Raw genomic sequence first — 12073 nt, 5'->3', positions numbered from 1 at the left:
AGTTTTCACCTATCCAACTGGATATGTCAATTTGGAGAGGTAAGGTAGGGCGCATGGCACTGCGATACGCCCTGCTCGGCCTGCTCTCGGAGGGGCCGGCGAGCGGATACGACCTGGCCAAGGCGTTCGAGGGCGAGCTGGGAAGTCATGCCTGGCAGGCCGGTTACAACCGGATCTATCCGGAGCTGGCCCGCCTCACCGAGGAAGGGCTGATCGAGCCCGCCGGTGAGGGGGTGCGGGGGCGCCGCGCGTACGGCGTCACCGAGGCGGGGCGCGCCGAGCTGCGCGCGTGGCTGCTGGCGCCCCGCAAGGGCGGCGCGGTCCGCAACGAGCCGGTGTTGCGGCTCTTCCTGCTGTCCGCCCTCGACCCCGAGGACGCCCGTACGGTGCTGCGCGAGATCGCCGCCAACAGCGAGCGGCAGCTCGCCGAGCTCGGCCCGGCGATGGCGGTGGACACCCCGGTCTCACCCGGCGGACGGCTCCCGTTCGGCTGGCTCGCCGCCGGCTACGGGCTGCGCCAGTACCGGGCCGCCCACGACTGGGCCACCTGGGCACTAGGCGAACTCGATAAACTTGGCGAACCCGACAAGCCGGGGCGGCGACACCCGGAGGCGGATTCGTGACCCCGGGCGCGGCGACGCCGCCCAGCCCTGCGGGTCCCGTCCGGCGCCCGCTGCTCTTCCTCGACGTCGACGGGCCGCTCATCCCGTTCGGCCCGGTCCCGGGCGGACATCCGACCTTCCGTACGGCCTCCGCGAACCCGCTCCTGGCCAGGGTCGACCCCGCGCACGGGCCCCGGCTGAAGGCGCTGCCGTGCGACCTGGTCTGGGCCACGACCTGGATGGACGACGCCAACGACTGCGTCGCCCCGCTGCTCGGCCTGCCGCGCCTGCCGGTGGCGACCTGGCCGGAACCGTCCGAGCTCGACGGGCGGACGTGGCTGCGCGGAAGCGCGACGACCGCCGAGGACGCCCAAAGCTGAGAAACCTCGGTTACCGCGGGCCCTCAGTCGGTGGGGGCTCGGTGGCGGCGAACGCGCCCGCCGACGCGGCGAGCACGGCCGTCCTGGCCGCCTGGTCAGGCAGGTCCGGGTCGGGTGGCGTACGCAACAACACCAGGTGGTGGTAGAGCGGCGCGACGGCGGCGACCAGCAGCCGCCGCGCGTCGGTGTGCGGCGGGAGCTCGCCGCGCTCGACGGCCCGCCGGACGATGACCTCGCAGCGGGTGTAGCGGTCCTCCCAGAGCCGCCGCACGCCGCGCGCCGCCTCCTCCGAACGGAACGACGCGGCGATCAGCGCCGCCGCCATCGACGGCTGCTCGGTCAGGGCCGCCTGGTTCTCGTGGTTGAGCGCCGAGAGGTCGCCGAGCAGGGAACCGGTGTCCTCGGGCTGCCAGTCGTCGTCGCCCGTCGCCTCCAGGACGTCGGCGAGCAGGCCGCCGACGTCCCGCCAGCGCCGGTAGACCGTGGCGCGGTGGACGCCCGCGCGGGCCGCGACGGCGTCGAGGGTCAGCCCGTCGAAGCCGCGCTCCGCGAGCTCGGCGCGGACCGCGTCGAGAACCTGCGCACGAATGCGACCGGTACGGCCACCCGGACGGCTGCGCCGGGCCGGCGACGGACTCGCGGACGTCATGGCTCCCTTTCCGGTTTGCTACGCGGACAGCATCATGACACCATCTTAATGTAGAAGTTGTCGCATTAACGGCGGTTCACGAAGGGAAACGCTCCATGAACGCCCACGTCCCCGCCGACCCCACCGTCGTGCACCCCATGCCCGGCCAGCCGCGGGTCGTGCTGCTCCGGCCGCTGGTCACGTCCCCGCTGATCGAGGTGGGGGAGTACTCCTACTACGACGACCCGGACGATCCGACCGCGTTCGAGACCCGCAACGTGCTCTACCACTACGGCCCGGAGAAGCTGGTCATCGGCAGGTTCTGCGCGCTGGGCACCGGGGTGCGGTTCATCATGAACGGCGCCAACCACCGCATGGACGGCCCTTCGACCTTCCCCTTCCCCACCATGGGCGGCTCCTGGGCCGAGCACTTCGACCTGCTCACCGGCCTGCCCAACCGCGGTGACACCGTCGTCGGCAACGACGTCTGGTTCGGCTACGGCGCGACGGTCATGCCCGGCGTGCGGATCGGGCACGGCGCGATCATCGGCGCCGGGTCCGTCGTCACCTCCGACGTGCCCGACTACGGGATCGTCGGCGGCAACCCGGCCCGCCTCATCCGCCTGCGCCACAGCAAGGAGGACGTCGCCCGGCTGCTCACGGTGGCCTGGTGGGACTGGCCCGCCGAGCACATCACCCGACACGTGCGCACGATCATGTCGGGCAGCGTCGCCGACCTGGAGGCCGCCGCCCCGGGCGCGTGACGCGCCGCCCGCGCCCGTTCCGCCGTCAGACCTGAAACGAGTGATCCACGATGTCCCGCCGCGCCCACATCGCCATGATCGGCATCCCCGCCGTGAGCCACGTCCTGCCGAGCCTTGAGATCGTCCGCGAGTTGGTGAGCCGCGGCCACCGGGTGACGTACGCCAACGACCCGGCGGTCGGCGACCTGATCACGGGCACCGGCGCCGAGCTGGTCCCGTGCACGTCCACGTTGCCGGTCGCCGACAACAACTGGCCCGACGACCCCATCGCGGCGATGGGCCTCTTCCTCGACGACGCCGTGCAGGCCCTCCCGCAGTTGCGCGCCGCCTACGACGCCGACCCCGCCGACCTCTACCTGTACGACATCGGGGCCTACGCCGCGCGGGCCCTGGCCGAGACGCAGGGCCGCCCGCTGCTGCAACTGTCACCGACGTTCGTGGCCTGGAAGGGCTACCACGAGGAGGTGGCGGCGCAGCTGTGGCAACTGCCGGGGGCCGACGCCTACCGGGACAGGTTCGCCCGCTGGCTCATGGACTCCGGGGCCGCCACCACCGACGTGGACGCCTTCTCCGGCCTGCCGCCGCGGGCGCTGGCCCTGATCCCGCGGGCCATGCAACCGCACGCCGACCAGGTCGACACCGCCGTCGTGACCTTCGTCGGCCCCTGCCACGACCCGCGCGGGCCGCAGGGTGGCTGGACCCGTCCCGCCGGGGCGGAGAAGGTCCTGCTGGTGTCCCTGGGGTCGGCGTACACGCGGCAGCCGGAGTTCTACCGCCAGTGCCTGGCGGCCTTCGGCGACCTGCCCGGCTGGCACGTCGTCCTGCAGATCGGCAAGTACACCGAGGTGGCGGAGCTGGGCGAGATCCCGTCCAACGTCGAGGTGCGCTCCTGGGTGCCGCAGCGGGCGATCCTCGACCAGGCCGACGCGTTCGTCACCCACGCCGGCATGGGCGGCTGCTGCGAGGGGCTGCTGGCCGGGGTGCCGATGATCGCCGTACCGCAGGCCGCCGAGCAGTTCGCCAACGCCGACCGGCTGGTGGAGCTGGGCGTGGCCCGGCGCCTCGACACCGCCGACGCGACGGCCGAGCCCCTGCGCGCCGCCCTGGCCGAGCTGACCGCCGACCCGGAGGTGGCCCGCCGCCTGGCGCGCCTCCAGGCCGAGGCACGGGCCGAGGGCGGCACCGTCCGCGCGGCCGGCCTCGTCGAGGACCTGCTGCCCTGAGGGACGGCGCGGGACGCGGCTGTTCGTGGTAGGTACTCACGGCATGGAGTTCTTCTGCTATCACCGTGACCGGCCCGGCTCCGGGGCGCTCCGTACCGAGCTGGGCGAGGCCCACTGGGCCTACATGGACCGGTTCGAGGCGGAGCTGATCGCCCGCGGCCCGACGCTCGACCGCGACGGCGGCGATGATGGCGGCACGGCCACCGGCAGCGTGCACATCGTCGACCTGCCGGACCTCGCCACCGCGCGGGCGTTCGTCTTCGACGAGCCCAACTACCAGGCCGGGGTCTACCGGGACGTGATGTTGCGCAGGTGGCGCAACGTCCTGGGCCGCACCATGTGGGAGTTCCCCGGCGGACGCGAGGGCGGCAACCGGTACCTGGTGCTGGGCCTGGCCGCCGGGCAGCCCGCCGACCTCGTCCCGCCGGGCGGCGGGGACGAGCTGATCGCGTACGGGCCGCTGCTGTCCGACGACGGCGCCGCCTGGCTCGGTACGGCGGCGCTGGTCCGCGCGCCGGACCCCGACGCGGCGCGCGCCGTCCTGACCACGGACCGGTACGCCGCCGTCGAGGTGCACGACTGGCAGTTCGGCGGCCGCCGGTGACGACCGGCCTGTCATGACAGGCCGGTCTCCCGTGATGACGTGGGCCGTCAGACGGCCTCGGGGGGCTCGGCGCGGCCGAACGCCGCAGGGTCCCGGCGGGCCTGCACCGCGGCGACCGCCTGCCTCACATGACCGTGGATCCGCACGAGCTCCACGGTGCCGGTGATCTGCAGCAGCCGCGCCACCGAAGGCCGCAGCCCCGCCAGATGCACGTCCGCGCCATGGGCACGGGCCAGCGTGGCGGCGGCGAGCAGGACGGACAGGCCGGAGCTGTCCAGGAACGCCAGCCGGCTCACGTCGATGATCAGGTGCTCGTCCAGGCCGCGGCGCACCCGGTCGAGGTAGGTCTCCAGGTGGCCGGAGGAGGCGGCGTCCACCTCGCCGGCGATCGTGACCAGTGTGATCCCCGGCAGGTGGCTGCTGGCCAGGTGCATCACAACCGCTCCGCGTCGTCCGGACGCCGGTCGGCCTGGGCCTCCCGGACCGCCATGACGGCTTCGTCCACGTCGGCGTGGATGGTCAGCGCGTCCCACACCCCGGTGATCTGCAGGATCCGGGCCGGGATGTCCCGTACGGCGGCCAGGTGCAGGGTCCCGCCCTGTTCGCGGACGTCGTCGTGGGCGCGTACCAGGACGTGCAGGCCGCTGCTGTCCATGAAGGCCAGCCCGCTCAGATCGAGGATCAGGGAGTGGCCGGGCCGGTGGGCGTCGCGGATGGCCGACGCCAGGCGGTGGGTGTTGGTGGCGTCGAGCTCTCCGGAAACCGTGACCAGCACGCCACCCCGGACCGGCCGGCAGGTCATGTCGAGCAGCGACATGGCGGCCTGGACGTGGCGCTCGGCGCGACGGCAAGGTACGTCTGGGTGACGGACATCGGTGATCCCCAAGTGGGCCTGGCCGGTCGGGACGGCATCGAGCCGCCTCAGATCCAAGGTTAGGGGCGAAGCCGGTTACCGGAAAGAGTTTTCGTCATAGGATCTTCACGTGACGATTGTCCGCCGCCCCGCGGATCCGGGACGCCCAGGCAGAGAAGGCGCCGAAGACCGTGCCCGCATCTGATGACCATCCGGCGACCTGGACGTTCCTGACCCATCACGCCCGCGTGCTGGTGGAGATCGCCCGCGATCCCGACGTACGGCTGCGCGACATCGCCGCCAGCATCGGCATCACCGAGCGCGCGGTGCAGAACATCGTCTCCGACCTCTACCGCGACGGCTACCTGACCCGGGAGCGGATCGGCCGCCGCAACCGCTACAGCCTCGACCTCGACCGGCAGTTCCGCCATCCGACCGAGGCGGGGCTGCCGGTCCGCCTGCTGATCGAGCTGCTCATCGCCCGCGACCGGCCCGGCCGGGACGACTGATCCCGGCTCGGGCGTCCGGCCGTCAGAGGGTGCGGCGCGGGCCCGCCTGGGCGCGGATGGCGGCGGTCGCGGCGTTCAGTTCCTGCGCGTCCTTGATGGTGCGGTTCTCCTCGTACGTGACCCCGGGCGGCGGGGCGTCGTGGCCGAGCGGGTCGGCGTCCCAGAAGTTGCCCCGGTAGACGACGTTCTCCAGCGGCGGGCCCACGTGCAGCACCGCCGTGTTGTCGGCGCGCGCGACGACGTTCTCCTCCACCCGCACCCAGGAGGCGCCGTAGTCGGTGTAGAGCCCGAAGTTGTACGGCGTGCGGGTGTCCTCGATGACGTTGCCCAGCACCAGCGCGCCGTCGTCGTGGGAACCGCCCTGCGGCCCCGACACGTACACGCCGCCGCCGTCGGCCAGCACCCGCATGGTGTCGACGGTCCGGTTGCGTACGATCCGGGTGCCTTCGCCGGGCCCGGCGGTGATCCCGCAGTGCGGCACGTCCCTGACCTCGTTGTGCGCGATGACACAGCCGGACGTCCCCATCACCGCGATCCCCGGCGATCCCGGGTATTCGAGCCCGACGCCGCGTACCAGGTTGTCCTCGATCGCCGTGCCCCGGCTGCCCGTCACCACGACGGCCCCCGCCGAGAGCGTGTCGAAGTCGCAGCCGCGCACGACGTGCCCCTCGCCGCCGGACACCCCCAGCCCGAACGCCCCCAGCCTGGTGAACCGGCACCCCTCGATCACCACGTCCGAGCAGTCATCGAACGTGACGCAGGCGGGAATCGTCACGGAAGCCGTGGGATACGTCACGGACGCCCCCTCGCCCAGCTCCGCCACGCCGACGCCGCCGCCCTCGTAGAAGCCGCTGCCGTGATAGTGCACGAAGCCCTCGGGACGGCTCGGGCGCAACCAGGTCGCCTCGGCGAACGTCAGCCCGCGGAAGGTCACCCGCCGCGCGCCGGACCCGCGTACCAGGGTCTCCAGCGCCGGGGCGACCACCCGCGTACGCGCCGGGTCCTCGCCGGGAAGGGGCAGGTAGCGCAGCACGTGACGGCCCGGCCGTGAGCGGTCGAGCACGAACGTGCCCGGCTCGCGCAGGAAACTCGGGTCGTTCTCGATCCTGGTGGGCAGGCCGGGGCCGGCGGAGGGGGTGCCCTCCCAGGTGGAGTTGTACAGCTCGGCGGCCCATTCGAAGGCGGGCGTCGCCATGGTGATCACGGTCCGGTCGCCGTCTTGGGCGACGTCCGCGACGGGCAGGCGGCCCTCGGTCCACGGGTACACGCCGCGGTGGACGAACTCCACGTCGCGCGGGCTGGTCCAGGCCAGCGGCGCGGCGCTGTCGGTGACGTAGCCGGTGGCGGTCGCGGCCGGGGACGAACCGGGCAGCCCCTCGATCCCGGCCCGGGCGGCGCGGCGGCCGTCCACGTAGAGCTGGCGGGTCTCCAGGTCGCCGACGCCGGCCAGCCAGACGCCGTCGCTCACCTGCCAGCCGGTGATCGTCCGGCCGCCGCTCAGGACGGCGTCCTCCTGGTCGGGGGTGCCGTGGCCGTACGCCTGGTAGACGGTGCCCGAGTCGGCCTCGGTGAGCTCCAGCGGCTCGCCCAGCACGTGGACGCCGCCCCTGAGGTGGACGACGGACTCACCGCCGGACTCCCTGGCGGCCTCGCGGGCGCGTTCGAGGGTGGCGAAGGGACGTTCGAGGGAGCCGGGCCAGGAGTCGTCCCCGCCGGGTGCGACATGGAAGTGGAACACAGGTATCCCCTTTGCTGTTTATGGCGTACACGGAGTAATACACCATAAACGAGGGAGGTGCCAATGGCGCGAGGTGTGGCGGGGGACCCGGACCACGGGATCGAGCTGCTGTGGCGGTACGCGGAACGGGAGCCGCGGCCCGGCCTCAGCCTGGGCCGGATCGTGCGGGCCGCGGTCGAGCTGGCCGACGCCGAAGGCCTGGAAGGGTTGTCGATGCGCAAGGTCGCCGACCGGCTGGGCTTCACGACCATGTCCCTCTACCGCCACGTACCGGGCCGCGACCAGCTCGTGGACCTGATGCGCGACGAAGTGCTGGGCGAAGCCCTCGCCACCGCCCCGGACGCCGCCCCGGACGCCGGAGGTGGCTGGCGGGGGCGGCTGGAGGAGGCGGCCCGGCGGGCGTGGGAGCTCCGCATGCGCCACCCGTGGCTGGCCGAGGTGCGCGGTTCCCGCCACCTGCCGGGCCCGAACGCGGTCGCCCACTACGACCACATGCTCGGCGCGCTGACCGGCACCGCGCTGCGGCCGTCCGAGGTGGTCGCGGTGGTCGGCCTGCTCGGCCGGTTCGTGGACGCCGAGGCGCTGCTCCTGGCCGAGACCCGGCGCGAGGAACGCCGCAGCGGCGTGTCCGAACAGGAGTGGTGGGGCGCCCGCGACTCCCTGTACGAACGCCTCGATCGCTATCCCGCCCTCTCGCGCCTGTGGGAGACGGGCGGCTGGGACGACCCGGAGGACTCCTTCACGTTCGGCCTGCGCCGCCTCCTGGACGGCGTCGAGGTGCTCATCCGGGAGCGTGACGAAAGCCGTGACGAAAGATGCCCCGAGTGTGGCACGCCACTGGAAACCGCCCCCTCCGGCCGCCCCCGCGTCTACTGCTCACGAGCCTGCCAACAACGCGCCTACCGCAAACGCAGATCGGCCGACTGACCCAACCCGGCGCCCGCCCCCGGTCCATCGGCTGCCGGGCAGCCGGGCAACGGGGTGGCTGGGGGCGGGAGTCGTGGCGGGCGGGTGATGGGCGTGGGAGTCGTGGCGGGGTTGCTAAGCTGCGCGTATGGCGCGGATCCTCCTCCTCCACTCGATGTACGGCCTGCGGCCCGCCGTCCACCAGGCCGCCGACCGGCTCCGTGCGGCGGGGCACGAGGTGCACGTCCCCGACCTGTACGACGGCCGCGTCGTGGACACGCCCGAGGCCGGGATCGCCATCAAGGAGGAGATCGGCCGCGAGGAACTGCTGCGGCGGGCCATAGCCGCGGCCGCCCCGCTGTCCGCCGACGGCCTGGTCTACGCCGGCTTCTCGCTCGGCGCCGCCGTCGCCCAGAACCTCGCCCTCGGCGACGAGCGCTCCCGGGGCCTGCTGCTCATGCACGGCACCTCCGACATGGCCGAGGACGTCTCCGCCGACGACCTGCCGGTCCAGCTCCACGTGGCAGACCCCGACTTCTACGAGCCCGCCGACTGGCTGAACGCCTGGTACCTCCGGATGCGCCGGGCACGGGCCGACGTGGAGGTCTTCCGCTACCCGGGTGTCGGCCACCTGTTCACCGACCCCGACCTGCCCGACCACGCCGCCGTCGCCGCCGAACGCGCCTGGGCCGTGGCCCTCGACTTCCTCGCCGACCTCTGACAGCACCCCTCCCACGTCGGTCCCCAGGAGGGTCCCGCGACGTGGCCCACTCTCGGCGATGACCTTCCCTGCGGTACCCGGCTGTGCTTGTCTTAGCTGTGGTGGCCGCTGAAGGGTGGTATCTCGGAGAGATGAAGCGCGATGACCCCCGCTCCATCGACGCCTTGCGGGCCACGTCCCAGTTCGCCGCTCTCGAACCGATCTGGGCTGGAATCAGCTCCACCATGCAGTTGCGGGCCCTGCTGGTGTTCGGGGCGCTGTTCAACGAGCGGGTCTACGTCCACGACACGCAGCTCGTGGACAATCCCCGGGTCGTGGGTGACTTCAGCAGGTCCGACCTGCGGGAGAACAACTTCTACCGGCTGCTCAGGCAGCTCATCGCGGCGGGGGTCGTGGCGGTCGGGCTGCGTTCCCACAACTACCTCTACCGGGAGGACCGCCTCGATGCGTGCGACTCCCTGGCCGAGGTGCTGGAGAGCTGGAAGCGGAACAGCCCGGACGGCAAGGGCTGGGTCATCTCGCCGATCTCGGTCGCCCGCAACGAGATGATCGAGGAACTCGACGGGATTCTCACCGGCGACGGTCCCGTCGTCGTCCGCTACGACTACGTCAGCGCCAAGGACGACTTCATGCGGCAGGTCCGCGACGCGGCGAACTCGCCCGACTCGGTGCTGACCGCCCTGCTGTCGGCACAGCCGATCGAGCTGCGAAGACGGTACGACAAGATCCTGGCGAGGCCGCGCTTCTCGCACACGCCGATCTTCGCCCTGCTCCACGAATCCGGACTGCCGGTCAGCAGCGAACTGATCCAGATCCACGGCCTCTTCGACGAGACCGCGCACGCACGCGCGTTCAACGCGAGGATCATGGGATCCGACTGGAACTCCGAGGACGGCACAGGGCTCGCCGAGGCCGTCCTCACCGACGGGCGGCTCGAGCGCGGGCAGCCAGGTGCTCGCCTCGACCCGGAGGAGCTCGTCGAGACGGCCTACCGCATGGTCGAGGGCCCGCCGCCCGACCTGCTCGCCATGCTCCGCTTCGAGGAGATCGTCGAGCTGCGCGAACAGGCCAGGGAGCTGTTCGAGATCCAGTCCTACCTGGAGGTCTCCGACGCCCGCGACGTGGACGACGCCCTGGCCACGGCCCTGGCCGACTGCGCCGCCGACTACTGGCAGCGTGTCTGCGACCACATCCGGGCGACGCGGCCCCACCTGACCGTCCGGCCCACGCGCCTCGGCATCTTCCTGCGCGGGAAGATGCCCCGGCTCGCCAAGGTCGCCGAACGGTTCGCGGTGAGCGGCCTGTCCACGCTCACCGAGGTGGCGATCAACGCGGTGCCGCTGGTCGGGGGCATGATGGGCGAGGGGACGAAGAGCAGCGTGCTGCGGCGCGCCAACATCGAGTTCGTGTTCTTCGCGGACTCCGCACGCATGCGGGACCTCAGGAACTTCTACCCGCACCGGAACTGGATCTCCTCCGACGCGAGATCGATCACGAGCCGGTGAGCGCGGCACACTTCCCCGGGAGCCCCGATGTCGACAACACCCGCCCTCCTGCGCCGCGACGGATTCACCTGGGCGCTCAGGCCGTCCAGTGGTGACCGGGCCGGACCGGGGCCGCACGAGCAGGACATCTGGCGGCTCATGCGGTCCTTCGCCGCGCCGGGTTCCGCCTTCCTCGACGTCGGAGCCCACGTCGGCCACTACGCCCTCCGCATGGCCAGGGACTTCACGAAGGTCATCGCCATCGAGCCGAACCCGGTCGCCCTGCACGGCCTGAGCCTGAACCTGCGGCTCAACGACGTCGGCAACGTCGACGTCCACCCCGTGGCCGCGCACGCGTCCCGGGCGCGGCTGCGGCTCTGGGATCCCTACGACGTCACCGCGGGCCCCTGCACGCGCACGCTGGCTCCCGGTGAGCCGGCGACCGTCCCCGCCGACTGCGACACCTCCATGCTCCACTCCGGCCAGGACGGGTACGGCGCCTTCCTCGGCGAGGTGGCCGCCCTGCCGATCGACGACGTGGCGGCCCGCTCGCCGGAACGGATCGGGCTCGTCAAGATGGACGTCGAGGGGCACGAGGGAAAGGCGCTGGCGGGCGCGTACGAGACGATCGCCCGCCACCGGCCGGCCCTCCTGATCGAGATGCACGACTCCATGTACGGCGAGGGCATCAGGACGGAGGTGATCGAGCAGCTCACCCGGCACGACTACACGTGGTGCGACTTCTCGCTCTACCAGCGGTCGAAGATGACGCGGTCGGACATGTGCCCTTACATCTACGCCGAGCCGGCCGGAGTCGGGCGGCTGCGGGACGTCCTCGACTTCGCCGACCGGGCGAACGAGGACGCGGCCTCACGCTGGGTGACGACGCCTTGAGACGGTGAGGACCACGAGGCTCATCTCCTCGGGACGTATCCAGCACAAGGCATCGAAGTCGCCCATCTCCGCCTTCAGCAGCCCCGCCTCCTTGTCGAGCGTCCGCAGCGCGCCCGATTCCAGGTCGGTGGACACGTACTCCAGCCAGTCGAGGACGAACGCGGCGGCCGTCGGGTCGCAGGCGTGCAGGGAACGCAGCTCGCGTACGGCGGGCGACGCGAGCTGGATCTCGTGATAGCCCTTCATGACGCGAGCTCGCGGCGCAGGTCGCCGAGCCGCGTCGTCTCCATGCCGGCGCCGAGCTCCGCGATCAGCCGCTGGCCTCGCAGGCGGTCGGCGGCGTCGCCGGCCTCATGGAGCGCGTCGACACCGGCGGCGGCCACCTCGAAGGGGACGACGGCGGCCACCAGACGGCCGGAGTCCTCCAGCAGGACGACCTCTCCCGCCGCCGCCTGCTCGACGGCCTCCTGGAGGGCGGCGGCGGTGGCGGGGATCCGCAACGTGCGCTTTCTCATTCGCGGATGGCTCTCCGTTCACGGGCCTTGCGGTTCCTCCAGCTTAAGGCCTGTACCCGGACTTCTGAGCTCCGAAGCGGTCGCGGACCGGCCCGCGTACGAACCGGCCGAGTCCGGGTAGGGACACGGGATGAGGTTCGGGGACTGGGAGATGCGACCGCTGGGCGGCTGGGCGGGCTGCCTGGTGATGATCCTGATCTCGCTGCTGTTGTCGATCGTGTTGACGGTCGTGGTCAACAGGCTGCTCTGACC

The 12073-nt window shown here is 72.1% G+C and carries 16 protein-coding genes; 10 read left to right on the top strand and 6 right to left on the bottom strand.

The genetic code is table 11. The annotated features are described in order from the left end of the window. Positions 1-53 precede the first annotated feature (53 nt). A complete protein-coding gene (locus IEZ27_RS28575; protein ID WP_189650085.1) occupies positions 54-623 on the top strand; it encodes a PadR family transcriptional regulator in 570 nt (189 codons plus the stop codon). Further along, a complete protein-coding gene (locus tag IEZ27_RS28570) occupies positions 620-982 on the top strand; it encodes an HAD domain-containing protein (RefSeq protein WP_229824421.1) in 363 nt (120 codons plus the stop codon). The genes IEZ27_RS28575 and IEZ27_RS28570 overlap by 4 nt, the downstream gene beginning before the upstream one ends. 10 nt (positions 983-992) lie before the next feature. Here IEZ27_RS28570 and IEZ27_RS28565 read toward each other — a convergent pair whose 3' ends face one another. Next, a complete protein-coding gene (locus tag IEZ27_RS28565; protein WP_189650084.1) occupies positions 993-1631 on the bottom strand; it encodes a TetR/AcrR family transcriptional regulator in 639 nt (212 codons plus the stop codon). 95 nt (positions 1632-1726) lie between these two features. Between IEZ27_RS28565 and IEZ27_RS28560 the strand changes: the two genes are divergently transcribed. The 3 genes from IEZ27_RS28560 to IEZ27_RS28550 are packed head-to-tail and all read left to right on the top strand — an operon-like array spanning position 1727 to position 4201. Further along, positions 1727-2374, top strand: a complete 648-nt coding sequence (locus IEZ27_RS28560) for a CatB-related O-acetyltransferase (RefSeq protein ID WP_189650083.1) — start codon at positions 1727-1729, stop codon at positions 2372-2374. A 50-nt stretch (positions 2375-2424) separates the two neighbouring features. Further along, the gene (locus IEZ27_RS28555; RefSeq protein ID WP_229824420.1) at positions 2425-3597 is read left to right on the top strand and encodes a macrolide family glycosyltransferase; all 1173 of its coding nucleotides are present in this window, start codon (positions 2425-2427) and stop codon (positions 3595-3597) included. A 43-nt stretch (positions 3598-3640) separates the two neighbouring features. Further along, the gene (locus tag IEZ27_RS28550) at positions 3641-4201 is read left to right on the top strand and encodes a YciI family protein (protein WP_189650082.1); all 561 of its coding nucleotides are present in this window, start codon (positions 3641-3643) and stop codon (positions 4199-4201) included. Positions 4202-4248: 47 nt separating this feature from the next. Here the strand turns inward: IEZ27_RS28550 and IEZ27_RS28545 are convergent, their stop codons facing one another. Further along, entirely contained in the window at positions 4249-4635 is a 387-nt protein-coding gene (locus tag IEZ27_RS28545) for an STAS domain-containing protein (protein WP_189650081.1), read from the bottom strand. Then, positions 4635-5018, bottom strand: coding sequence for an STAS domain-containing protein (locus tag IEZ27_RS28540; protein WP_189650080.1), 384 nt, complete (start codon positions 5016-5018; stop codon positions 4635-4637). The genes IEZ27_RS28545 and IEZ27_RS28540 overlap by 1 nt, the downstream gene beginning before the upstream one ends. Before the next feature lie 227 nt (positions 5019-5245). Here IEZ27_RS28540 and IEZ27_RS28535 point away from each other — a divergent pair, with 227 nt between their 5' ends. Then, entirely contained in the window at positions 5246-5563 is a 318-nt protein-coding gene (locus tag IEZ27_RS28535; protein WP_189650079.1) for a helix-turn-helix transcriptional regulator, read from the top strand. Between the two features lie 22 nt (positions 5564-5585). Here the strand turns inward: IEZ27_RS28535 and IEZ27_RS28530 are convergent, their stop codons facing one another. Continuing rightward, on the bottom strand, positions 5586-7301 hold the full coding sequence (locus IEZ27_RS28530) for a right-handed parallel beta-helix repeat-containing protein (protein ID WP_189650078.1): 1716 nt from the start codon (positions 7299-7301) through the stop codon (positions 5586-5588). Positions 7302-7364: 63 nt separating this feature from the next. On the opposite strand from IEZ27_RS28530, the gene IEZ27_RS28525 reads away from it, so the two are divergent. The 4 genes from IEZ27_RS28525 (at position 7365) to IEZ27_RS28510 (ending at position 11306) form a co-directional block, all read left to right on the top strand. After that, positions 7365-8228: a TetR/AcrR family transcriptional regulator gene (locus IEZ27_RS28525; RefSeq protein ID WP_189650077.1), complete on the top strand. Its 864-nt coding sequence runs from the start codon at positions 7365-7367 to the stop codon at positions 8226-8228. A gap of 127 nt (positions 8229-8355) precedes the next feature. Continuing rightward, the gene (locus IEZ27_RS28520; protein WP_189650076.1) at positions 8356-8928 is read left to right on the top strand and encodes a dienelactone hydrolase family protein; all 573 of its coding nucleotides are present in this window, start codon (positions 8356-8358) and stop codon (positions 8926-8928) included. A 131-nt stretch (positions 8929-9059) separates the two neighbouring features. Next, positions 9060-10433, top strand: a complete 1374-nt coding sequence (locus IEZ27_RS28515; RefSeq protein ID WP_189650075.1) for a hypothetical protein — start codon at positions 9060-9062, stop codon at positions 10431-10433. A gap of 27 nt (positions 10434-10460) precedes the next feature. Further along, complete coding sequence (locus IEZ27_RS28510; protein WP_189650074.1) at positions 10461-11306, top strand: FkbM family methyltransferase; 846 nt, start codon at positions 10461-10463, stop codon at positions 11304-11306. Here the strand turns inward: IEZ27_RS28510 and IEZ27_RS28505 are convergent. Together IEZ27_RS28505 and IEZ27_RS28500 are read right to left on the bottom strand one after the other, a co-directional pair. Next, the gene (locus tag IEZ27_RS28505) at positions 11283-11552 is read right to left on the bottom strand and encodes a type II toxin-antitoxin system RelE family toxin (protein WP_125637793.1); all 270 of its coding nucleotides are present in this window, start codon (positions 11550-11552) and stop codon (positions 11283-11285) included. The two genes, IEZ27_RS28510 and IEZ27_RS28505, sit on opposite strands and share 24 nt — an antisense overlap. Continuing rightward, a complete protein-coding gene (locus tag IEZ27_RS28500; RefSeq protein ID WP_189650073.1) occupies positions 11549-11821 on the bottom strand; it encodes a hypothetical protein in 273 nt (90 codons plus the stop codon). Before IEZ27_RS28500 ends, IEZ27_RS28505 begins: the two co-directional genes overlap by 4 nt. Positions 11822-12073 lie beyond the last annotated feature (252 nt).

The organism is Nonomuraea spiralis, assembly GCF_014648435.1.
GTDB classification, from domain to species: Bacteria; Actinomycetota; Actinomycetes; order Streptosporangiales; family Streptosporangiaceae; genus Nonomuraea; species Nonomuraea spiralis.
This window is presented reverse-complemented; position numbering and strand designations above follow the sequence as displayed.

Coding starts and splice junctions, on each gene's coding strand:
- IEZ27_RS28550 (WP_189650082.1), top strand. CDS start 3,641: ATGGAGTTCTTCTGCTATCACCGTGACCGGCCCGGCTCCGGGGCGCTC.
- IEZ27_RS28500 (WP_189650073.1), bottom strand. CDS start 11,821: ATGAGAAAGCGCACGTTGCGGATCCCCGCCACCGCCGCCGCCCTCCAG.
- IEZ27_RS28575 (WP_189650085.1), top strand. CDS start 54: ATGGCACTGCGATACGCCCTGCTCGGCCTGCTCTCGGAGGGGCCGGCG.
- IEZ27_RS28520 (WP_189650076.1), top strand. CDS start 8,356: ATGGCGCGGATCCTCCTCCTCCACTCGATGTACGGCCTGCGGCCCGCC.
- IEZ27_RS28505 (WP_125637793.1), bottom strand. CDS start 11,552: ATGAAGGGCTATCACGAGATCCAGCTCGCGTCGCCCGCCGTACGCGAG.
- IEZ27_RS28555 (WP_229824420.1), top strand. CDS start 2,425: ATGTCCCGCCGCGCCCACATCGCCATGATCGGCATCCCCGCCGTGAGC.
- IEZ27_RS28545 (WP_189650081.1), bottom strand. CDS start 4,635: ATGCACCTGGCCAGCAGCCACCTGCCGGGGATCACACTGGTCACGATC.
- IEZ27_RS28525 (WP_189650077.1), top strand. CDS start 7,365: ATGGCGCGAGGTGTGGCGGGGGACCCGGACCACGGGATCGAGCTGCTG.
- IEZ27_RS28515 (WP_189650075.1), top strand. CDS start 9,060: ATGAAGCGCGATGACCCCCGCTCCATCGACGCCTTGCGGGCCACGTCC.
- IEZ27_RS28510 (WP_189650074.1), top strand. CDS start 10,461: ATGTCGACAACACCCGCCCTCCTGCGCCGCGACGGATTCACCTGGGCG.
- IEZ27_RS28565 (WP_189650084.1), bottom strand. CDS start 1,631: ATGACGTCCGCGAGTCCGTCGCCGGCCCGGCGCAGCCGTCCGGGTGGC.
- IEZ27_RS28540 (WP_189650080.1), bottom strand. CDS start 5,018: ATGTCGCTGCTCGACATGACCTGCCGGCCGGTCCGGGGTGGCGTGCTG.
- IEZ27_RS28560 (WP_189650083.1), top strand. CDS start 1,727: ATGAACGCCCACGTCCCCGCCGACCCCACCGTCGTGCACCCCATGCCC.